The 20,992-nt window shown below is 35.6% G+C and carries 17 protein-coding genes and 4 pseudogenes; 7 read left to right on the forward strand and 14 right to left on the reverse strand.

The genetic code is table 11. The features are described 5' to 3' along the window. Positions 1-69: 69 nt before the first annotated feature. Positions 70-1,278 (forward strand): annotated as a pseudogene (locus OPR28_RS01310) (IS4 family transposase). A gap of 70 nt (positions 1,279-1,348) precedes the next feature. Here the strand turns inward: OPR28_RS01310 and fsa are convergent. The 3 genes from fsa to OPR28_RS01325 are packed head-to-tail and all read right to left on the reverse strand — an operon-like array spanning position 1,349 to position 2,537. Next, on the reverse strand, positions 1,349-1,990 hold the full coding sequence (gene fsa, locus OPR28_RS01315; protein ID WP_155968460.1) for a fructose-6-phosphate aldolase: 642 nt from the start codon (positions 1,988-1,990) through the stop codon (positions 1,349-1,351). Positions 1,991-2,029: 39 nt separating this feature from the next. Beyond that, positions 2,030-2,371, reverse strand: coding sequence for a hypothetical protein (locus OPR28_RS01320; protein ID WP_065095098.1), 342 nt, complete (start codon positions 2,369-2,371; stop codon positions 2,030-2,032). Then, complete coding sequence (locus tag OPR28_RS01325; RefSeq protein ID WP_006280029.1) at positions 2,352-2,537, reverse strand: hypothetical protein; 186 nt, start codon at positions 2,535-2,537, stop codon at positions 2,352-2,354. The genes OPR28_RS01320 and OPR28_RS01325 overlap by 20 nt, the downstream gene beginning before the upstream one ends. Positions 2,538-2,676: 139 nt before the next feature. On the opposite strand from OPR28_RS01325, the pseudogene OPR28_RS07085 reads away from it, so the two are divergent. After that, a pseudogene (locus OPR28_RS07085) lies at positions 2,677-3,762 on the forward strand (IS3 family transposase). 480 nt (positions 3,763-4,242) lie between these two features. On the opposite strand, the gene folD reads toward OPR28_RS07085, so the two are convergent. The 5 genes from folD to OPR28_RS01370 all read right to left on the reverse strand — a co-directional run bounded on the left by folD (position 4,243) and on the right by OPR28_RS01370 (position 8,503). After that, a complete protein-coding gene (gene folD, locus OPR28_RS01350) occupies positions 4,243-5,121 on the reverse strand; it encodes a bifunctional methylenetetrahydrofolate dehydrogenase/methenyltetrahydrofolate cyclohydrolase FolD (RefSeq protein ID WP_265023334.1) in 879 nt (292 codons plus the stop codon). Continuing rightward, positions 5,105-5,680 carry a UbiX family flavin prenyltransferase gene (locus tag OPR28_RS01355; RefSeq protein ID WP_038249916.1) on the reverse strand — a complete coding sequence of 192 codons (576 nt, stop codon included), beginning with the start codon at positions 5,678-5,680 and terminating at the stop codon, positions 5,105-5,107. Before OPR28_RS01355 ends, folD begins: the two co-directional genes overlap by 17 nt. After that, positions 5,673-5,939, reverse strand: coding sequence for a DUF2312 domain-containing protein (locus tag OPR28_RS01360; protein WP_010082293.1), 267 nt, complete (start codon positions 5,937-5,939; stop codon positions 5,673-5,675). The genes OPR28_RS01355 and OPR28_RS01360 overlap by 8 nt, the downstream gene beginning before the upstream one ends. Before the next feature lie 13 nt (positions 5,940-5,952). After that, entirely contained in the window at positions 5,953-7,236 is a 1,284-nt protein-coding gene (locus OPR28_RS01365) for an HlyC/CorC family transporter (protein ID WP_007549013.1), read from the reverse strand. An 88-nt stretch (positions 7,237-7,324) separates the two neighbouring features. Next, positions 7,325-8,503, reverse strand: coding sequence for an aspartate aminotransferase family protein (locus OPR28_RS01370; RefSeq protein ID WP_038249924.1), 1,179 nt, complete (start codon positions 8,501-8,503; stop codon positions 7,325-7,327). 275 nt (positions 8,504-8,778) lie between these two features. Between OPR28_RS01370 and OPR28_RS01375 the strand changes: the two genes are divergently transcribed. Then, on the forward strand, positions 8,779-9,951 hold the full coding sequence (locus OPR28_RS01375; protein WP_010962676.1) for an NADH-quinone oxidoreductase subunit D: 1,173 nt from the start codon (positions 8,779-8,781) through the stop codon (positions 9,949-9,951). Positions 9,952-9,978: 27 nt separating this feature from the next. Here the strand turns inward: OPR28_RS01375 and OPR28_RS01380 are convergent, their stop codons facing one another. From OPR28_RS01380 to OPR28_RS01400, 5 genes and pseudogenes are all read right to left on the reverse strand, one after another. After that, positions 9,979-10,122 carry a hypothetical protein gene (locus OPR28_RS01380; RefSeq protein ID WP_153296793.1) on the reverse strand — a complete coding sequence of 48 codons (144 nt, stop codon included), beginning with the start codon at positions 10,120-10,122 and terminating at the stop codon, positions 9,979-9,981. A gap of 589 nt (positions 10,123-10,711) precedes the next feature. Then, positions 10,712-10,906, reverse strand: a pseudogene (locus tag OPR28_RS01385) (IS256 family transposase); the annotation flags it as partial. 80 nt (positions 10,907-10,986) lie between these two features. Continuing rightward, positions 10,987-12,296, reverse strand: a pseudogene (locus OPR28_RS01390) (IS4 family transposase). A 65-nt stretch (positions 12,297-12,361) separates the two neighbouring features. Continuing rightward, a complete protein-coding gene (locus OPR28_RS01395; protein WP_265023335.1) occupies positions 12,362-12,577 on the reverse strand; it encodes a hypothetical protein in 216 nt (71 codons plus the stop codon). Between the two features lie 14 nt (positions 12,578-12,591). Beyond that, the gene (locus OPR28_RS01400; RefSeq protein ID WP_265023336.1) at positions 12,592-12,966 is read right to left on the reverse strand and encodes a hypothetical protein; all 375 of its coding nucleotides are present in this window, start codon (positions 12,964-12,966) and stop codon (positions 12,592-12,594) included. 621 nt (positions 12,967-13,587) lie between these two features. Between OPR28_RS01400 and OPR28_RS01405 the strand changes: the two genes are divergently transcribed. Both OPR28_RS01405 and OPR28_RS01410 read left to right on the forward strand, forming a co-directional pair. Continuing rightward, positions 13,588-14,472: an Rpn family recombination-promoting nuclease/putative transposase gene (locus tag OPR28_RS01405; RefSeq protein WP_265023337.1), complete on the forward strand. Its 885-nt coding sequence runs from the start codon at positions 13,588-13,590 to the stop codon at positions 14,470-14,472. A gap of 17 nt (positions 14,473-14,489) precedes the next feature. Next, complete coding sequence (locus OPR28_RS01410) at positions 14,490-15,194, forward strand: pyrimidine dimer DNA glycosylase/endonuclease V (protein ID WP_265023338.1); 705 nt, start codon at positions 14,490-14,492, stop codon at positions 15,192-15,194. Positions 15,195-15,255: 61 nt separating this feature from the next. Here OPR28_RS01410 and OPR28_RS01415 read toward each other — a convergent pair whose 3' ends face one another. Then, positions 15,256-16,644 (reverse strand): ankyrin repeat domain-containing protein, encoded by a 1,389-nt coding sequence (locus OPR28_RS01415; protein ID WP_265023339.1) that lies wholly within the window; start codon positions 16,642-16,644, stop codon positions 15,256-15,258. Between the two features lie 788 nt (positions 16,645-17,432). Between OPR28_RS01415 and OPR28_RS01420 the strand changes: the two genes are divergently transcribed. Both OPR28_RS01420 and OPR28_RS01425 read left to right on the forward strand, forming a co-directional pair. Continuing rightward, complete coding sequence (locus OPR28_RS01420; RefSeq protein WP_265023340.1) at positions 17,433-18,773, forward strand: hypothetical protein; 1,341 nt, start codon at positions 17,433-17,435, stop codon at positions 18,771-18,773. A gap of 9 nt (positions 18,774-18,782) precedes the next feature. Continuing rightward, positions 18,783-20,969, forward strand: a complete 2,187-nt coding sequence (locus OPR28_RS01425) for a hypothetical protein (protein ID WP_265023341.1) — start codon at positions 18,783-18,785, stop codon at positions 20,967-20,969. The last annotated feature ends 23 nt before the right edge of the window (positions 20,970-20,992 follow it).

Raw genomic sequence — 20,992 nt, forward strand, 5'->3', positions numbered from 1 at the left:
GGAAACAGCACTTTTGTTTCTATTTTATTTCAACAAAGAAGTTTAAAATGTGTCCTTTTTAGGTGAAACATGCAAAAAGGAAAAAATTTTATTCTACAAATTAAAAATATAATATACTCGAAAGCTTTTCAGAGAATCCATTGTGTTGAGTTTTACACGAACAAGAAAACTTCCTTTTTCGACAGTATTTTCTATGATTTTAAAGTTAGTTAAAAAAAGTTTGGGAATAGAATGTGAACTTATGGAGCCATTGACATGTACCCTCAAAGCAAGCTTTTTCTAAAGCAAGGTATAAGATTTGCCATACAGGCTTTCAAGAATTTAAGCATCCAAACAGCCTATCAGGATGAACCTGAGTTGGAGAGGCTATAGACTTATTGCAGCAGATGGTTCTGGTATGAGATTACCCAGCTCTGAGGAAATTGTATCCGAGTTTGGCCGCTTTAAACCAAATGGAACAACAGGCACCATTGGCAATTTGTTTGTTGATTTGTGTACTTCGCTGATTTGTAGTGCTCGTCTTGCGGCTTGGAATATAGGTGAACAAACGTTGGCGGAAGAGCAATTACCCGAAGTTATCACTCAAATGCGTTCATTAAATCAAAAGAAATTATTATTTATCTATGATCGTGGTTATCCTTCAGTAAAATTCATTCAGCAGCATTATGATTTGGAAGTAGATTTTATTTTTCGCTTGCAAAAAAGAAATTATAGCAAGCTATGGGAACGCTGGAGAATTAGATTTCGATTTTATATTAGAAAATGAAAAGCTAAAAAATAAAATGAAAGGACAGAAAGTAAGAGTTATAGTGCTGACATTAGCCAACGGAGAAACAGAGGTATTGATTACTTCACTTTTTGACCGAGTAAAATTTACTTTGGAAGATATCAGCAAAGCTTATGTGTTAAGGTGGCATATAGAGGAGTGCTATAAACGACTCAAAATAGGTGCAGAATTAGAGAATTTTTCTGGCGTAAATTTAGAGGCTGTATTACAAGAATTTTGGGCAAACTTAGTCATGTGTAATATATTGTCGCTTCATATGTGTGATGCACAAGGGCCTTGGAATCCAGATCAAATTGCTGAGTATCGTTTAAATTTTTCAGTTTTATTTGGTGTAATGAGGCAGAAACTCTATCAGGTACTTATTGCGCCAAAAAACTTTCAAGCCCTTTTTAAGTATACGCGCTAAAGTTAAAATCCGACCAGGACGATTGTATAGCCGCGATAAGGTAGATAAGCCCAAACGCCATCATGTCTTTAGGAGAGTTTGCTAATGGAGGCTCTTAAGTTGACGCCATTGCCTGAACGGATACGCCAATTTTTATGTTCATTTGTAACCGTTTATTATTTTACACCCCAGTCTTTTTCAAATATTGCTAGCCCTTGGTCAGTAAGTGGGTGATTAATTAATTGTCTAAGTACTTTTGCTGGCACAGTAATTGAATCAGCACCAAGCCTTGCAGCTTCTATTACATGCGCTGGGCTTCTCACTGATGCAACAAGAACTTTAGTATCAAAACCGTAATTAGAATATATAGTACATATATCTTCTATTAGCGATAAGCCATCATAGCTTATATCATCAAGGCGACCAACAAAGGGGGAAATAAAACAAGCACCGACCTTAGCGGCAAGCAGTGCTTGTCCAGGAGAAAAACATAATGTGATGTTAACAGGTATTTTATGCTCTGTCCATAACTTTTTACAAGAAATTAATCCTTCATGTATAAGAGGTAATTTGATCACAACATTATCAGCAATTTTTGCTAAATTCAGACCTTCTGTGATCATCTCTTCATGGCTATCTGCAACAACTTCAACACTAACAGGCCCTTTTATAATAGAGCATATTTCACGCACTAAATCCTCGTATTTATCTTTACGCCCGGACTTTGCTATTAAAGAAGGATTAGTTGTTATGCCGTCAATGAACTCCTTTAGTTCTTTAATTTCATTTAAATCAACGCTATCAAGAAAAATTTCCATATTAATCTCCTATAAAAAAAATACCCTTGCAAAATCTTGTCATCCTACCGCTTGACTTACAACCGTATGAACTTCCTGCGTTGTAAACATCAAACGGCCGATAACACAACTGTACAAATATTGAGACATAAGAGTAATTTGTACCAAGAAAAAAGATGTCATCCCAGTGCCCAGACCCCTTAGACAATGTACCATCTTTTGATTTTGTCCATTCTGGGCGGGGTTTTCAAGTTCTTTGATCTTAAATACTACATCTACTTTATCAAGATCAATGTTGACTTCTTTTACTAATGTCCTAATAAGACTACGTTTGGCTTGCCAATCTAGGTCCGATTTAACACTAGAATAAAAGCCCTTTATGCTATTTGTAATAAGATTCATTTTCTGCCGTATTCCCTTTTACCTTTTTCTTCTCTCCTTTAATCTCTTTTAAACGTTCCTTCATTTTTTTTATTGCCTGCTTAAAGTCTTCCTTACTTATAGTTAGTGCATACTTTGTTGCCGTAAAAACTTCTGGTACCCAAACAATTGTAATAAGTATACACAATCTTTGTCAACTATTTTCGGCACTGGTATATAAATCCAATTCTCTTCATCTGTACTATAAATAGAGTGACCTTACCCAGAAAAAGTGGAGAGAAAGAAAGGAGTTTTTTCGGGTAAAATAAAATTTTGGAGGATTAGAAATGGTAAGAGAATATACAGCAGAATTCAAATTGGAAGCTGTTAAACTGGCAAATGAACAAAGAAAGGTAGGTCAACCAGTTGCAAAAGTAGCAAGAGATCTAGGAATAAGGGATAGTGTATTAGGAAAATGGATGAAGAAATATAACGAAAAAAAGTCAGCGGCAAATGCATTTCCAGATGTAGCACCTTATGACAAAGAGAGATTTGATTTACAGAAAGAGTTAGCAAAAGTAACAAGAGAAAGAGACATTTTAAAAAAAGCCCTGGCCAGTCAAAAAGAGTAAAATATTTTTTTATATAGTAACTGCTATAAAGTACAGGAATTATGTAGGATTTTCTGCTAGTGGCTACTATAAGTGGACCACAAGAAAAATAAGCAGTAGAGAATCAGCAAATAAAGAGCTACTCGAAGCTATTCAAAAAATATATCAAGTTTCTAAATGTAGATATGGAGCTCCTAAAATTCATGCTGAATTGAAGGCTTTGGGTAAAAGTTGCAATTTGAAAACGGTGCAAAGTATTATGCAGAAAAATGACATCAGGGCTATACTGAGAAGAAAGTTTAAAATTAAAAAACAACAAACAGATAATAGAGCTGTAGCTCCCAATATACTAGATCAAAACTTTATTGTTGATCAACCAAATAAAGTATGGGATTACTTACATCAAAACCAAGGAGGGATGGCTATATTTGGCAGCAATAATTCTCACGTATGGTAGTTAATGAGTAGTGCAATAAATAAACAATTGGTTATGAACTCTTTATTAATGGCCATTAATAGGCGTAAACCTGTTAAAAATCTACTGCTGCACAGTGACCAAGGTTCACAATATACTGCGCAAGGGTATCAATATCTCTTAGCTGTAAAGAATATAGATGAGTAATAAAGGCTGTTGTTACGACAATTCTGTTGTGGAAAGCTTCTTCAGTTCTCTAAAAAGGGAGTTACCAATAGACACCTCTCGGCACTCTAAACAGCATATCAAAACTGCTATATTTGAATATATAGAAATTTTTTATAACAAACAACGTCACTATTAACTATTGCATTCCTGAGCATTTTGATTCATCATTCTCTTTGTGAAAAACATTCCAAACTTTCTCTCCACTTTTTCTGGGTAAGGTCAGATACTATAAACTATAAAAAAATTTCTCCGATAGTTCATATAGCAAGTAAATTCACAAAATGAAGACTATTATTTTTATTACAGGTGTATCTACGGTTGGAAAATCAAGTTTGGCTCATATATTAGGTTCAAAGCTTTTTATGCCTAGAAACTTTGCAATTCCACTAACTATAGCTAACCCAAGAAAGGTTTCCCTACGTCATACCGCCGCGGTATCTCAGCATAGATTCCGCTAACGAGTAGCGGAATGACGAATTTGTTGTTTTTCAAATTGTAGGTAAACCTAAGCCACTTTAGCTATACTTGTAGAGAAAAAAGAATAGATGATGATCCTAAATATTTAATAAATTTGACTACTGAGGAATTTCAAAAATCTCAATTTTTTATTAATTGTGATATGGTACATTCTATCTTCATATAGCTTTCCTCTTCATACCTCAACTAATGAAATCAGAAGCATCAACTCCCTTTTGCAAGCAAGCAGCAATAACAGTGTTCATCATTAGAAATGCAATGGTCATTGGGCCAACGCCCCCGGGTACTGGGGTCATAGCTTTGGCTTTCCATTTTATTCCCTCAAAGTCAACATCACCTACAAGCTTTCCTACGTTAACGCTATTTATGCCAACATCGATCACTATTGCACCTTTCTTTATCCAGTCTGCTTGAACAAAATTTGGCTTTCCGACTGCTGCAACTACTATATCCGCTTTAGAGCAATATTCAGCTAAATCCTTGCTTTGTGAATGCAAGATGGTGACAGTGCAGTTTTCTTGCAATAGCAGGTAAAACATTGGCTTGCCCACGATATTTGACCTACCAATTACCACTGCGTTTTTACCGGAAAGGTTCTCTTCAATTGACTTAATTAAATGCAAAGAACCTTTAGGAGTGCAAGGTATAAGGCAGTTTTTTTCACCTTTAACTAATTTGCCAACGTTTTCATCATGAAAGCCATCTACATCTTTTTCAACACTTACTGTGTTAATTACTCTGCTTGCACTAATATGATTTGGTAAAGGCAATTGCACTAAAATGCCATGCACAGATGGATCTTCATTTAATTCATTGATTTTTTCAATTAATTCATCTTCTGAAATATTATCAGGCAAAACAATGGTCTCAGAACTTATGCCTATTGATTCTGCTTTTTTCTGTTTGTTGCGAACATAAACCTGACTTGCTGGATTGCTGCCCACGAGAATTACTTTCAGGCAAGGAAAAATGTTATACTCTCTCTTTAAAATATCAATTTTTTGTGATAGCCTCTCACATAGGTCGTTTGCTATTTTTTTACCATCAATAATAATTGTCACTTCCTTGCCACTCCTTAAAGTCGGGTAATTTGATATCAAATAAATCCAATACTTTGCCAACAGAATGATTAATAATATCATCCAACGATTTCGGTTTAATATAAAAAGCAGGCACTGGTGGAGCAATAATTGCTCCCATCTCCGTTAATTTTAACATATTTTGTAAATGCCCAAGATGCAGTGGTGACTCTCGCACCATAAGAACTAACTTTCTTCTTTCTTTTAGCGTTACATCTGCAGTCCTTGTCAATAGATTGGAAGTAACACCTGATGCGATTTCAGACATTGTCTTCATAGAGCATGGTGCTACAATCATCCCTGAGGTTTTAAATGAGCCACTTGCTATTTTTTCTCCAATCTTTTCTTCAGAATAGTAAAAATCTGCAAGCGATGTAATATCTTCAAGTTTTTCTTTAATCTCGTGAGCTAAAGTTATTTTCCCAGCACGACTTATCACTAAATGAGTTTCATAATCGACGTCTTTCAACGCTTCTAAAATACGCACACCGTAAATAGAACCAGATGCTCCACTTATTCCAATTACAATTCTGCTATTCACTTAACTCTTCTTCGTAGCTCATTCCCAATGCACGTTTATAGGTATCAAGCAATATTTCTTGTTCCTCTCTGTCATCATCATCCATCTTCCTCAGCCTAATAATTTGTTTCATCACTTTTATATCCCAACCTTCATCTGCGGCTTTTGCATATACATCACGAATGTGATCTTGCACATCCCTCTTTTCTTGTTCAAGTTTTTCGATTCTCTCTATGTAACCCTTCAACTCTTCAGCCGTTATTTTTACTGTATCTTCCATGAAACTCCACTAATTAATTGCTGCCACTAATATTACCAGTTTTTACTTGCACTTCAACAACAGTAATAATATTTTTATCTTTTTTTAAAATCTTAAAGCGAAAACCATACATGGAAAACTCCTCGCCTTCGTCAGGAATGCGCTCTATTTCATTTACAATCATACCTGCTAGAGTTGTAGCTTCTTCATCAGGGAGATTCCAGTATAACTGCCTGTTAATGTCCCTAATAGTAGATTTTCCTTCTATGTGATACATATTATCAGATATTTTCTTTATAAAATTCTCCGTAATCAAATCATGTTCATCCGAAATTTCTCCAACTATTTCTTCCAGTATATCCTCAAGAGTTACAATTCCCTGCAGTGCTCCATACTCATCAATAACAAATGCAAGGTGTTTCCTGTTCTTACGGAAGTTGTGAAGTTGCACGCTGAGCGGTGTACTTTCTGGTATGAACCAAGGCCTTGACATAACTTGGGTAATGTCAACTTCTTCCGCTTTATTATTCTTTTCACGCAAAGCATTTATTAGAGCTTTCACGTGAATTACACCTACAATGTTATCTGGTTCCTTCTGCCATAAAGGTACTCTACTGTGACTGCTGGTTAAAATCTCTCTTATTAACTCTTCTTTATTCCGATCTATATCAAGAGAAAATAGGTTTCTTCTATGGGTCATAATTTGTGATATCTCTGTCTCAGCCAAATCAAGTATGCTGCTTAGCATATCTAAATCCTGTTGCAACATAGTTCCTTCACTGCGGTGAAGAGTAATCATATTACGCATTGCATCCGCTGCAGATATCACTTCCTTATCTTTATGCAGCCCACATAATTTTAGGATGAGGTTAACAATAAATTGAATACCTAGTGTCAATGGAGAAAAAATCTTTACAAAAAACAATACAAAATAAGCAGAAAATGATGCAAATTTTTCAGGATTTTGAATAGCATAAGTTTTTGGTAGAACTTCGCAGAACAATAAAATACAAAATGTCATTATAATTGTTGATAGGAGAATGCCCTCATTTCCAAAAAGATTGATAAATATTGCTGTAAATAAAGCAGAGCAAGTAATATTAATAATTGTATTGCCGAGCAATACCGTTCCTATTGTCAATTCTTTCCTATTTAATAAGCGATCTATTACCCTGGCTTTTTTGTTACCGTCTAGCTTTAGCTTATTAACTCGAGAACGGCTAATTGAGGTTAAGCCTATTTCTGCTCCTGAGAACAAAAACGATAAAACTAACAAAACAAAAATTGCTGATGATACTAAGACCAATAACCAATCCATTAAAGTACGATGTTATTGTGATAAAAAATAAAATTAATTTTACATGTTATGAGAGGCATTTGCAAGCCTGAATTTATATTGCCGAATTTTATATACCTTTAATCTTAAAAAACAAATCATAAAGCATATTACACGCTGCGTTCACATGCTCATCCTCAATGATAAGTGGTGGGGTTACCCTTACTACTTTGTTGTTTAAAACCCTAGTTATTATTAAACCTTTATCAAGAGATCGACTAATAATTTTATCAGCTACAGGAGTTGCTAGTTCTATTCCCATTAGTAACCCTTCTCCACGAACTTCTAAAATCATCTCAGGAAATTCTTTAGCTAAAAGCAACAGCTTTTCTTTTAAATCTTTACTAATTTTTTTAACATGATCAAAAAAGCCTTCTTTTAGCATTATATCGAGCACTGCATTACCAACAGTCATGGCAAGTGGATTGCCACCATAGGTTGATCCATGAGTTCCTGGAGTGATTGCTTCTGCTATATAATCTTTCACTAAACATGCAGCTAAAGGAAAACCGTTACCCATAGCTTTTGCACAGGTTAGCATATCAGGTTCAATGCCGACATTTTGATAATGAAATAAAGAACCGATGCGTCCATATCCGCACTGCACTTCATCAAAGCACAAAATTATTCCTTGAGCTTTTGTTATTTCCCTTACTTTTTGAAGATATTCTACGTCTAGTGGATATACTCCACCTTCGCTTTGTATGGGCTCTAAAAATACAGCAGCTATTTCATTGTTGATTTTTTCTTCTAATGCTTTAATGTCATTTCTTGGCACTTTATCAAAACCAGAAAGGAGCGGAGCAAAACCTTCGCGTGATTTTTCATTGCCTCCAGCAGAAATTGCAGCAATACTGCGGCCATGAAAGCCTCCTTCAATTGTAATAATACGATTACGTTTTGCTTGCCCTTTTGAATAAAAGTAACGACGAATAAACTTAATTGCAGCTTCTGTTGCTTCAAGCCCACTTGAGCAGAAAAAAACTTTATCTGCAAAAGTAAGGGTTGTTAAACGCTCGGCAAGCCTTTCTTGCTCGGGAATAGTGAAAATGTTAGAGCAGTGCCATAATGAGCTCGATTGCTCTTTCAGCTTATCTGTAATGTATGGATGACAATGCCCTAAAGAAGTTGTAGAAATACCTGCAGCAAAATCTAAATATTTTTTACCATCTTTATCAAAAAGATATGCCCCTTCTCCCCTGACTATAGGAGTGTCAAGTCTATTATACGCATTAACAACATGATCCATTTTATAAGTATTGTGGTATTATCTATACTATACCTGAAATGAATCCATTAACACAAAGCTTTTCCTTTAACCTCTTATGCTACTTCAACTAAAAATTTGGCTAATGCAAACCTTTTTTGTCATTCTATAGCTAAAGTGACTTGGTTTTACCAACACTTATTAGCCATTGTAAAAGTTTTTGTTTCTATTGAATGATAGTTGTAGCCTATGCAAGAAGTTTATTGACTTTGAGCGCACTTTAGCCTATACAATTTTAATATCTTAAACTACTGGACATGCCCGATCTAAAGACAATGATGTTAAATTTTGGACCTCAGCACCCAGCTGCACATGGAGTGTTGCGTCTTGTTTTAGAGATGGATGGTGAAGTGATCGAGAGGGCAGATCCCCATATTGGGCTTTTGCACCGCGGTACTGAAAAATTAATAGAACATAAAACGTATCTTCAAGCTTTGCCTTATTTTGATCGCCTTGATTACGTATCACCAATGTCACAAGAGCATGCATATTCACTTTGTGTGGAGAAATTGTTGCAATGTGAAGTGCCAATTAGGGCAAAGTATTTACGTGTCTTGTTTTGTGAACTGACGAGAATACTAAATCATTTACTGAACGTTTCTTCTCAAGCACTTGATGTTGGAGCAATGACCCCTCTTTTATGGCTCTTTGAAGAAAGAGAAAAAATACTGGAATTTTACGAAAGAGCTTCAGGTGCAAGGTTTCACGCAGCTTACATCAGGCCAGGTGGAATTGCAGCAGATGTTCCAGAAGATTTGATTGAGGATATTGCAAAGTTTATAGAGCAATTTCCAAAATATATAGACGATGTTGATGAACTTTTAACAGAAAATAGGATATGGAAGCAACGCACTGTAGGAATTAGTGAAATATCAATTAAACAGGCACTTGATTGGGGCTTTAGTGGCCCAATGTTGCGCGCTGCTGGGCTTGCTTGGGATTTGCGAAAAAGCCAGCCATATGAGATATATGATCAACTAGATTTTGATATACCGATCGGCCAAAATGGCGACTGTTATGACCGTTATCTAGTTAGAATGGCAGAGATTAGGCAATCTATCAGTTTGGTGAAGCAGTGCATAGAGAAAATGCCTGAAGGGCAAATAAAAACTGAAGATAGAAAAATTTCTCCACCGTCAAGAGCAGAGATGAAAAAATCTATGGAAGCTCTGATTCACCATTTTAAGCTCTATTCAGAAGGATATCACGTACCAGAAGGTGAGGCTTACGCAGTTGTTGAGGCACCAAAAGGTGAGTTTGGAGTGTATATAGTTTCAGATGGTACCAATAGACCTTATAGGTGCCGAATAAGAGCACCTGGCTTTGCGCATTTACAAGCCTTAGACTTTATGGCAAAAGGACACATGCTTGCTGACGTTGCAGCAATTATTGGCTCACTCGATATAGTTTTTGGTGAGATTGATAGGTAATCATTGGTACCCGTTCAGGCAATGGCGTCATGCAAGTAGCTGACACATAACTGTACGAACATTTGTTTGCAAAGGCAGTATGTTAAGTGTTATAGCCGATTTTGCCTCAAACACAAAGGCAGTGCCTTGACTACTTGGATCCAGAAAAATTGATTGTGTACTATACAACATTTTTGATCAAAAGCGTAACCGTTCACTGTTAGACTGCATTCTGTGATTTTTAGCAAAACATGATCTTTCATTTGAGCTTCCTTCAATTTAAAATAAATACAGAAAATTGCTGCCTATAGCTAAACTGACTTAGATTTACCAACAATCGTCATCCCGCTACTTGTTAGCGGCTAAGAGATACCGCGGCGGCATAGCTATCTTCAAAAATATGGTTGAATAATTGTGTGTATAATTATTAATATTTTTAAACACTTTGGCTATGGCTTTATCTAAGTTTCTCGACCCTAAGCTGGATTTAACCTTCAAAAAAATATGTAGGGTCAAGAACTGGCGCGCCTACTTTAGGGTTTGGTGGCTGATCCATTGTTTTCACAATAGGCCTCAATCCAAATTCCCATGTTAACGTTTCCAGCTCCCGCCTCGTCAAACGCAGCATCCGCACTACGCTTTCCTAGCAGATTCTTTACCAAAGTTTATAACATATTGTGCTGGTGATGCTTTCGGTTTGTAATACCTTATTCTGTAGTCTGAATATAGACCCAGCGTTTTGTATATCCATTCGCTACTCCACTTCTTCCAACCAAACCCTCTCTTCACTTTCAGCTAATAAGTGATTTTCTATTTCACCTTCCAAACTTGCCTCCAGCAGCTTTTTTATAAATGGTGTAAATGCTCCATCCCTTCCTGTTAATGGTCTGCCTTCCCTTATTGATGACAGTATATTTGCTTCCAGTTCTTTGTAATCTACCAAACCGGTAGTTCTGTTTACTACTTTCTGACTCATTGTCAAACCTCCATTTTTTTTATATCAATTTATTACTTTTTTTTTGGTTTGACACACTTTTTTGAACCATACGCGTCAAGTTAAGAGATTGTGAGCAAATTTAGAGAGGTTAAAGTGGATACTCTAGCCCTTCTACGTTTGTCTTTTAATGAAAATCGCGACCAAGTTATAGTGAGTTTTTTAAGAAATGCTTTTAAACTATTAATTTTGGTTAATACTAAAAATAACTCTCTAACCCGCCTTTTTAGCTCAATAAATGCCTTTGTTAAGCTAAGTTCTGTATTCTTTTTCACTTCTGTGCAACCAACTATGCCGTGAAATATAAGAATTGCGCACAATTTAGCATATAGTTCACATAATACTCTGCATGGCTTTCCTTTTAGCTTATCAAGCCTGATATGGCTTTTATACAATTTAAATAATAACTCAATTTGCCACCTTACTCTGTAAATCGTTAATACTTGCTCAGCACTAATTTTATTTTCTGGAACATTAGTTATAAATATTGACCAGTTCAACAATTTTTGATTTCTTTTAGAGGATGTATATCCCTGCGATCTTGCTAATCTATTAGCTTTCCTTCTTCTGGCCATAGACTGTTCTTCAGTTAGTTTCTGACATATAATTCTTACTCTAATTTTTGCTTCTTTTCCTAACAATACCTCGTTTTCTAAAAATCTCTAAACATTCTAATAATTCCATTTTTTGATTTGTTTCTACATCATATACGTTGGTATCGACGACTTATGAAATAAGCTCCTATTTCATTGATTTGTTTAAAAGAACTTGGCACAAAATAACCGAGATCAGATATTAGCAAATCATTGCTTGATATATTACTTAAATGTTTCCTATATCCCTGGTCTGATCTTATTCCCTCCGTTAAATTAAGTTGGTCTATTATCTGATTCATGTAATCGAAAACTAATTGTAACTTTATTCCAGACTTAGTATTGCTTTCATAGCCACTGTAGCTAGTACCATAACCTTTATACATCTCTTCCATACTGTTAGGTAGAGTAATATAGCTACTGTCCAATAATTTAACACTATTAAATTGCTGTAAGATTTTGCAATCAACTTGCAAGATATTTTTAAAGAGAATCACAGATTCATTATACATCCTTTTCATAAATTCCACTGCTTCTTCAGTAAATCTAAAATCCAAACCTTGTTTTGTTATATCTATCGAGTCCTCGTTTAGTAATTGACACATTGTTTCTACGCTACAATTATCAACTCCTATATTACCCAAGACCATGGCTTTTACGAATGATGAACCTTTTAGCTTTCTCTTTCTTTTTATAAACCTTGTTGTAATTGAGATTTTCTCTGCTTTTTCATTAAAAAATTCTTTGAGCTTTTTTGATAAGCAAGTTATTTTATTCATTGGTTCTCTCACTAAAAGTATATCTGGGAGAACTTATACCTTATTATTCTATCTCTTTCATACCTTTATTTCCTTAACTTGACGCGTATGGGTACATCAACAGGCTCGGCTACTAATATGTTAACATTGCTACACACAAAGCGTTTTAAACTTATATTTTTTTCTAGATAATTTTTCATATCCTGCGATAATTTTTCCTTTAATTCTTCATATGCTCCTGACAGCAACATCTCTAATTCCTTAAAAAACTCAATCTCTATATCACCCGCCACAAGAATCATTAGCAGATGTTTTACTAACTCTCTATCATTTGATTTGATTGCCTGATAAAGTGCTTTTCTCTATTCTCTTCCAAATCATACAGTTCTGATGAATCACTAAGGCTAAATAAATAGTTTGTAGCTTCTCCAGAAGCATAGGCAATATTAATTTCTCTTAATGGATGACCATCATTAAACTTTTCTAGTAACTTACTATCAGTAGTTTCTTCTATCGCAACAGCCACTTTACTCAATTTCTTTAGCTGGTCTATACCTTCTCTTGAATCTCTAGGTGTATTTTTAACTTCATTTAGCACCTTGCTATAAAGACTTTGCTTTTCCTCACTACTTAATAATGTACAATGCTCCTTCAGTTGTTCAGAAGTTTTAGATAGAAGTTGTATTAACATATCCTGCCTACGTTTTGTTGAAAATGCTCACGCTATATTATAGAATTTTTAATTGAAAATCATGCAAAAATTTATATTGCCATGGTCTTCAATTTATGTCTCTTTTTTAGTGGTTTCTGAATCTCATGATTCCTATATTTCAGCTTTTTAGTTTCCTTTCTGGCAAGCTTATCCGCCTCCTCGTTTGCCAGTGTACATTACTACTTTTTTTGTATTCATACTTACTCAGATATAACTTCAATTGTAAAATTTTCCACTAAAAATTATTGAATACTATTTTTGAGTTATTTATAACAAGGGTGTGGGAGGTTAATCTCACGGTGTTAGGTAATTGAGTTTTTACGCTCGTATTTTTATTAGGCTCCCACACCAAAAAGCGTATCTTTGATGTCTCCTACAGCTCCAAATTCATGACATCCATTTGCTGGCCTTTTTAGGCACTTTACAGAAGGGTTGATAAAAGATGTATAAAAGGACATTTAAGGTGCGTAGTAGCATTCTAGGGTCATCTATGGGAGACATTTTTTTCATCAACACTCTTGAATCTTACCTAAAAATAAAAACGTTGAATATTTCTTCAGAATTGTGTATAATTATTAATGCTTTTTAGGTACTCTTATTATGGCTCTTTCTAAGTTCCTCGATCCAAAAAATGATGTCGCCTTTCGCCGTATCTTTGGTACTGAAAAGAATAAAGATATCCTCATTCACTTCCTCAATGATATTCTGGGTTTTACTGGCAAAAATGCAATACAGGATATAGAGTTTTTAAGTACTATTCAAGACCCTGATATTGCCTCTAAAAAGCAAAGTATTGTTGATGTCCTCTGTAGAGATTCTTCAGGTATTCAGTACGTTTGCGAGATGCAGGTCGCTAAAACAAAAGGATTTGAAAAACGTGCCCAATACTATGCTGCTAAAGCTTACTCAAGGCAAGCTGATAAAGGTGATCAATACCAAGACCTTAAGGAAATTATCTTTATTGCTATAGCAGATTGTATACTGTTTCCGGACAAGTCTGAGTATAAATCAAAGCATACTATTCGGGATGAAGATACTAATGAACACGATCTAAAAGATTTTTACTTCATATTTATTGAATTGCCAAAATTTCCAAAAACCAAAGAGGATCAGCTTTCAAATATAGTTGAAAAATGGATCTACTTCTTTAAATATGCAGATGAGACTAGTGAAGAAGAGCTGGAAAAAATAATAGGTAGTGATGTAATAATTAAAAAGGCCTATGAAGAGCTAAATAGATTTAACTGGTCAGAAAAAGAATTTATTGCCTATGAACAGGAAATAAAACGTATTCTTGATGAACAGGCTGTCCTCGCTCAAAAACTTGATGATGCTACTGAAAAAGGCATCCTTATCGGACATGAAAAAGGCAGAAAAGCAGAGAAAATTGAGGTCGCAAAGAATCTACTAAAAGCAGGTGTTTCTATTGATATTATAGCTCAAACTACTGGTCTTACAGTTAACGAAGTCAAAGACTTAAGCTAATTCTATCTTTGGGTGTGATGAACATCTTTGTACTAGATGAAAACCCAGCAATTGCGGCGCAAATGTTATGTGATAAGCATATAGTAAAAATGCCATTAGAAACTGCTCAATTATTAAGTAATGTTTTTTCAATAGCATTAAAAGCGCCAAATCCTTTTGTCAGTACCACAGATCAGAATATAGCAGTTCCATATAAACTCACTCACAGCAATCATCCTTGTTCTTTATGGGCTAGGCAATCGAAAGGGAACTTTTGTTGGTTGATAGAGTACGGAAGAGAATTATGTAAAGAGTACACTTGGCGATACAAAAGGAAGCATAAATCAGAGGAAATAATAAATTGGTGTGATAGTAATAAGGATTTACTCATTTTTCGATCAACTGATATGCAAGCTTTTATACAAGCACTGCCGGATCAGTATAAATGCAGCAGTGCTGTGGAAGCTTATAGGAGATATTATCTCAAGGAAAAGATGAGATTTGCTAAGTGGGAAAATGGCAGAGAAGCACCAGATTGGATAATCTGCTACACAATACCACAGCTAATACAGCTCATAAATAGAGAAGCCATCCTAATCGGACATGAAAAAGGCAGAGAAGAGGGTGAACAACAGGCTAAAATAGCAGTGGCTAAAAATTCACTTAAGGCCGGTGTCTCTATTGATGTTATCGCTCAAATTACCGGCCTTTCGATAGATGAAATTCAGAAGTTAAGAAATTAATATTTCACCTCAGTCTTAAATCTCTAACTTTGTTTATCTCCGTAAGAGGCATATTAACTATTTACCTCCTACACATCCCAGTCTTATTACCACTAATTTTCACTTCATCCATCTTAGTATCAGGATCTCCAAATTCTTCACTCTGCTGCATAGCTCTTATAATCATGTCCTCATCTATGTTATTTAACCTCATCGATTGCTCTCTTGGTGACAAAAGGTTTTCATGAATTGGTTGCTTATGTTGTGTTTTGTTAAACAGACCAGCAGCTAAAATGCCTAATATTATTGTGTTATTTACTAGAGCAGCGTTTACTTCCGGTACACCTAAAGCTGGAGATTCCGTAGAACCCTTAATCTTTGATTCAAGATTTAGTGAAGGTAATGCTCTTGTTATATTAGGAGCTAAAGCCTGATTATCAGAATTAGTTGAGAAAGGTGGTTCTATGTGGGATTGATCCATAGAGCGACGGCGGCGAACGAGTTCTGCGCACCACCCCGGAGACCAAAATTTATCCCAACCGTTGCAATTTCTTCTGCGAAGAGGGCGAGTAGTAGTGGGAGGAGTAGTAGTGGGCATTAACGGCCTTAAAAAGCCTGCCACTTGTGATTTGCCATCTTGATTTGCTACATCTAAAGGGTTTTTACCATCCTTATTTTTAGCTCCAATGTTAGCCCCCTTCTCTACAAGCGTTTTAACTGCATCTAATTTACCTGCGCTAGCAGCATAATGTAGTGATGTCCAACCATTTCCAGTGGCAACATCGTTAACATTTATACCCTTACTGATGAAGAACTCTATAACATTTTCATGACCTGACACAGCAGCAACGTGGATAGGTTTTCTGCGATTGGTATGACAGACAGCATTAATGTTAGCTCCGTTATCAACTAGAAACCTAGCATTTTCTAATTGACCTCCCCATGCAGCATAGTGCAAAGGTGTACAATCGTTTATGTCCTTGGCTTCAATATTAGCACCTTTACCAATGATGAGCTCAACTCCCTTACCAAAATAAGCAGCGTGATGTAAAGGTGTTCCTTGATCTTCGTCTTGAACGTTAACATTAGCACCTCTATTAAGAAGAAGTTGGAGTGTATCCAATCTACTTGCACGAGAGGCTACACCTAAAGGCGTTTCATTTTTTGCACCTCTAGCTTCAATATTAGCCCCCTTCTCTATAAGAAATTCAACTATCTCTAAATGACCTTCTCCAGTAGCCCTGTGCAAAGATGTGTAACCATCACTATCTCTAGCTTCAATGTTAGCCCCCTTCTCTATAAGAAATTTAACTATCTCTAAATGACCTCCTTCAGCAGCCCTATGCAAAGATGTGTAACCATCGCTATCTCTAGCTTCAATATTAGCCTCTTTCTCAAGAAGTTCTTTAACTTCACTAAGGCGTCCTACTCTTGCAGCACTAATTAATAAATCATCATTGTTTAAAGTCATTTGTCCCTCCAAATTTACAAAAACTTACCTAACTCAACTAAGCAATTACACCATAGCAAGCTACTCTTACCCTGAGCTTTTTTCTTTCCTCAAGCAACACAGAAAAAACCATCTTCCCTCAAATAAGAATTCTGGAATGCCTTCACATAACATAGCTCGCTAACAAACGTAAAACTACCTTAGCTATTACACACTTACATACCATAAAAATTTAATGTATTTCAGGAATAGTACTCCATCTTTAAAACTTGTCAACCCCTAATTTAAATTTTTTTTGAAATAATTTTTGATGGAAGTCTTTAATAAGTTATTGTTAATTTAACAACATATATTATTAATAACTTAAATAATATAACCACTTTCAGCAACCCAAAACAACGTGCGTGAGAAATGTTTTTTTTGGAATCAGTTGGTCTACCAAGTGTACCATACGAACTTTTTAATATAGTGATTTTGCTATACGCTAAAACTACCCATATTAGCCCATTTCATCAATATCTACATACGAACTGTTTTGCCTAAGTTTATGGAAACAATTTAAATCTTCTATTTTTATAACCTTATTTTTACGCGGCTTGTTCTTACAAATATACGATCTATTTTCTTTTTAAACAAAGTAAACATTTAAAATTTTTATGATGCTGAGAAATTAAGGTATTGTCTGTAAATTCCAATAGAATTTTTGTATCTGCTCAATATAGAAAATGTTTTTCATAAAGTTTTTATCCTTGGTAATTATAGGTAGCTATTTAATTCTAACTTTTATATAATACCATAAATATTTTTATATGGAGAGTGCAATGCCAAGAACGACAGAACGTCATGCTACAGTACTTAATAAGTTACAAAGTGTTATTGAACATATAGATTCCAAAACTGCTGCTGAAAGGCGTTTAGCTATTGAAAGATGGGTGAAAACTTACATTAGACAGGTAGAATACCTAGAAGATGATAAGCTACAATTCTTGTACAAAATGTTTCGTGATGAGAGTTGTTGGTCAGATACAAAATTAAATAATGCAATCTTAGGACAGAAGCTCACTGAAGAAAAGATAGAAGCAATAGATAACCCATTCTGTAGGTATAACATGGCTTGCAGGTATTGTGTAGTAGATAAAATTCATCCGCTCTTTCAAGAGCAATTTGAGTCTTATAAAGGTAGAGTTTCTCCTGATGCAGTAGACATGGAGGGTAATCCTGTGAATGACAAGTACATAAGAAATGATTTGCTAGACTCCATGGAAAGTTATGATCCTGTGTTCAGCTTTTGGATTGATAGAGAGTCTGAAGAATTAAAATTAAAAGAATACAGTAATATAGGTGGCTTCAGAAAAGCTGTAGATTTTAAATGGAGTCAGGGAGTGGAATATTTCTATAATCTCTTGAGTGAGCAACAGAGAAAAGAGGAAGTTACTAATGCAGTTATAACCTTATCCTCTATTCAATCTAACTTTAATCGTGCTACTGTTTTGGATTTTTGTTTGCATAAAATGGATGACTCAACAAAACGTGAGCTGTTAGTTAAATTATCAGAAAAAGATCAGGGAGTATATTCGCTTCTTAATGGGTTAATCAAGTGGAGTTTTCTTGATACAGTCCAAGATATGATAAAGCGCTTGTGCTATGAAGAAGTTTCGGTGCCTACAGATAAAATACTTTCAGGTCGTGATTATGGACTCCTACTTTCCTCTCTTTCAAATGTGATATTGGAAAATCCTGAGTTAAGTGCTCAAGCTAGGTCAACCATTATGGGTATTTGGAGGTGCAATCGCTTTAGTGAGCATAAAAAGCTAGTTCTTTTTTCCGATGATAAAGCTCTAGTTACACCTGTATTCGCTGCATTCATTACAGATTGGAATAGAAATAAAGCTGGAGGTGATGTTGGAATAAAAGATCAGATATTAGAAATTTTACGGTTTGCAGAAGAGAATTGTTCATCAGAAGATCTTGCAAGTTTTAAAGATTACGTAGTTAATGACTTAAAAATGGTTAGTATGCCTGGTATGGTAAGGAATATTTCCTATAGTAAGCTAATGGGGGAGTTGTTTTATGAAGTAAGTGTTTCTAGTGATCTCCGTACCGAACTAGCATCTCCTGGTGTTAGTGGTTTGTCTAGTCATAGTAAGTAGAGGTGTTTTATGCATAACAATGGTGAAAATATAGGGTTAGTTAGAAGTTTGCTAGATGGAGAATATCAGAAATTTGAAGAAAGGTTCGAGTCTTTTTTAGATCAATGTCCATCTTTTCTGCATTCAGTTGGTAAGGATCGCTTTTTCCCTGCATTCTTTTTCGGTATGTTTGCTACTGCATTTGATTCTGATATTGCAAAGGACAGTGAAAGAATTTTCTTTCGTTTTGACAATGATCCAGATAACCCTAGAAAAGGAAATTTAAAGGTTGCTATTTTAACTGAAGACAGAAACGGCAGGCAAATAGTAAGGTGCTACACTATTGCTGACAGGACAAACAGCATTGGTTCAAGATTCAGTGAAGAAGAGAAACAGTGGGTAGAACGTAAACTGCAGGGGGATGGTACTAAAAGAAGAAAACTAGAATTAGAATGGGAAGAGTATAAAATATTTGTATGGGCAGAAAATCTAGGAGAAGACGAAAAAGAGGAAGCAATAAGATGTAAGCAATTTTCTGAAGATGAAGCATTTACTCAAGATTCAGCATCTCTGTGCGATGGTTTTGAAGAGGTTGTCAGAACTATGCAGCAAGGTAACTTATCAAATTTGTTAGGAAGATTGGCAAGTAATAACGCAGATTATGTTTTTGCTACCATTAGGAACGTTTTCAATTACATAATTGACATCTACAATAGATATAATCATGTACTAGATTTCAATGGCAAGGAGTCAGACTATCATGGCTTTCTGTCAGGGTTTTTGATGAACTTTAGGTATCGCCACACGGCTGGCATTTATCTTGAGTTATTTGTAGGAGGTGGATATACAGATATTACTTTCCTTATACGTGGAGTGGATAGGCTAAGGGATTCTGTTCCTATTATAATCGAGCTCAAAGCTGGAGGAGAGAGTGCTGATCAAGCATTGGAACAAGCTGAAAATTACGTCATAAGATGTCCTGTCTCATCTATATCAATTCATACTTCATCAGGTAGTGCTGTCTGTGTTGGATTAAATTTTGATTTAGATGAGGATCAGCGTTTGCGGCTTAGCACTCAAGACTTTCTGGATAAAGGGTCTTCTTTATTGGAAAGGCTATTTAATGGTTCTGTAGACGAGATTAGAGAGAACGTTAGAAATTATTTATTATATCCATCTTTTGGTGTACCTGCCGTACCTGACGTAAGAGGTACTAATAGCAGAGTGTTTTCCTATACGACTGGATTTGCATTTGCAAGTACTGCATTTGCGAAAAAAAGGATTATGGTAGCAGGAGGAAATTGGGTAGATGTAACTAAATACCTGTTCAATTACCACGATAACGATAAAATGCTAGGCCCGCAAGGAAGGGTTGCACAAGTAAATGTTCGGGACCGTGCCTTAACTATGGTTTTACGGGCATTATGGCAAGGAGAAGAAAGAATTATTGTGCTTGATGTTCGTCATGCGTTAGCTCACCAATTTCCCATACAAGGTCTAGACTTGTCACGTTGGCCAGATGCTAGAGTATATGAAGTAGCATGCACGTTGAATCCAAGGAGAAGAGATGAGGATGATCTTGGTTTAGCAGTTGATGTGACACCATTTCAATCACCTGCCGATTATCTACAGAGTAAGGGCAATCAGTCTTTTCAAGGTGAGCTTTTAACAATAGGTGGTGTTAGTAATATACACAGCACTGCAAATGTTATGATGAATACAGGCTGGCAAGATATCAATAGGCATAAGGCATTATTTCAAGCAATTTCCAAAGTGTTATTTACGTTAAAGTGGGTAGTGAATAGAAATAATGCCCGAGAGGTTGGGTTTCATTCTGTGTTGCATGGATTGTTTTATACTTGTGATAATCCAGCTAGGATAATTATAGAGTTCCAGTTGGGAGGAGGAGAGAAGATAGATTTGGTGTTATTAAGGTCTGCAGAAAGTAGAGGTGGTGTTCATCCAATTGCGAAAGAGCTGAAGTTTGCTGATGATTACGAACTACAGAGTAAAATACAAGAGGCAAATAATCAGTTAAATAGTTATTTGCAATGTAGAGGATATAAGCGTATTACCGATGGAGACACAGTAGTTTTATCGTATGCCATATGGAATGATCGTGCGCAGAGGCCAGATACTCTTATATCAGTTAAGGATGTTCTTCGTATAAAGGACAACTTAGGACACAGTTCTGCAGATGATCTTCCTGGCAGATGAGGGTTATTGAGAATTTACATATA

Origin of the sequence: Wolbachia endosymbiont (group A) of Epistrophe grossularia (genome assembly GCF_947251435.1) — a bacterium.
Taxonomy (GTDB): Bacteria; Pseudomonadota; Alphaproteobacteria; order Rickettsiales; family Anaplasmataceae; genus Wolbachia; species Wolbachia pipientis.

What these genes read in the sequence shown, in the direction of transcription:
- fsa (WP_155968460.1), bottom strand. Translation starts at nt 1,990, where the DNA reads ATGGAAATTTTTCTTGATAGCGTTGATTTAAATGAAATTAAAGAACTA.
- OPR28_RS01320 (WP_065095098.1), bottom strand. Translation starts at nt 2,371, where the DNA reads ATGAATCTTATTACAAATAGCATAAAGGGCTTTTATTCTAGTGTTAAA.
- OPR28_RS01360 (WP_010082293.1), bottom strand. Translation starts at nt 5,939, where the DNA reads ATGGAAGATACAGTAAAAATAACGGCTGAAGAGTTGAAGGGTTACATA.
- OPR28_RS01365 (WP_007549013.1), bottom strand. Translation starts at nt 7,236, where the DNA reads ATGGATTGGTTATTGGTCTTAGTATCATCAGCAATTTTTGTTTTGTTA.
- OPR28_RS01370 (WP_038249924.1), bottom strand. Translation starts at nt 8,503, where the DNA reads ATGGATCATGTTGTTAATGCGTATAATAGACTTGACACTCCTATAGTC.
- OPR28_RS01375 (WP_010962676.1), top strand. Translation starts at nt 8,779, where the DNA reads ATGCCCGATCTAAAGACAATGATGTTAAATTTTGGACCTCAGCACCCA.
- OPR28_RS01380 (WP_153296793.1), bottom strand. Translation starts at nt 10,122, where the DNA reads ATGTTGTATAGTACACAATCAATTTTTCTGGATCCAAGTAGTCAAGGC.
- OPR28_RS01395 (WP_265023335.1), bottom strand. Translation starts at nt 12,577, where the DNA reads ATGATTCTTGTGGCGGGTGATATAGAGATTGAGTTTTTTAAGGAATTA.
- OPR28_RS01400 (WP_265023336.1), bottom strand. Translation starts at nt 12,966, where the DNA reads ATGTTAATACAACTTCTATCTAAAACTTCTGAACAACTGAAGGAGCAT.
- OPR28_RS01405 (WP_265023337.1), top strand. Translation starts at nt 13,588, where the DNA reads ATGGCTCTTTCTAAGTTCCTCGATCCAAAAAATGATGTCGCCTTTCGC.
- OPR28_RS01410 (WP_265023338.1), top strand. Translation starts at nt 14,490, where the DNA reads ATGAACATCTTTGTACTAGATGAAAACCCAGCAATTGCGGCGCAAATG.
- OPR28_RS01415 (WP_265023339.1), bottom strand. Translation starts at nt 16,644, where the DNA reads ATGACTTTAAACAATGATGATTTATTAATTAGTGCTGCAAGAGTAGGA.
- OPR28_RS01420 (WP_265023340.1), top strand. Translation starts at nt 17,433, where the DNA reads ATGGAGAGTGCAATGCCAAGAACGACAGAACGTCATGCTACAGTACTT.
- OPR28_RS01425 (WP_265023341.1), top strand. Translation starts at nt 18,783, where the DNA reads ATGCATAACAATGGTGAAAATATAGGGTTAGTTAGAAGTTTGCTAGAT.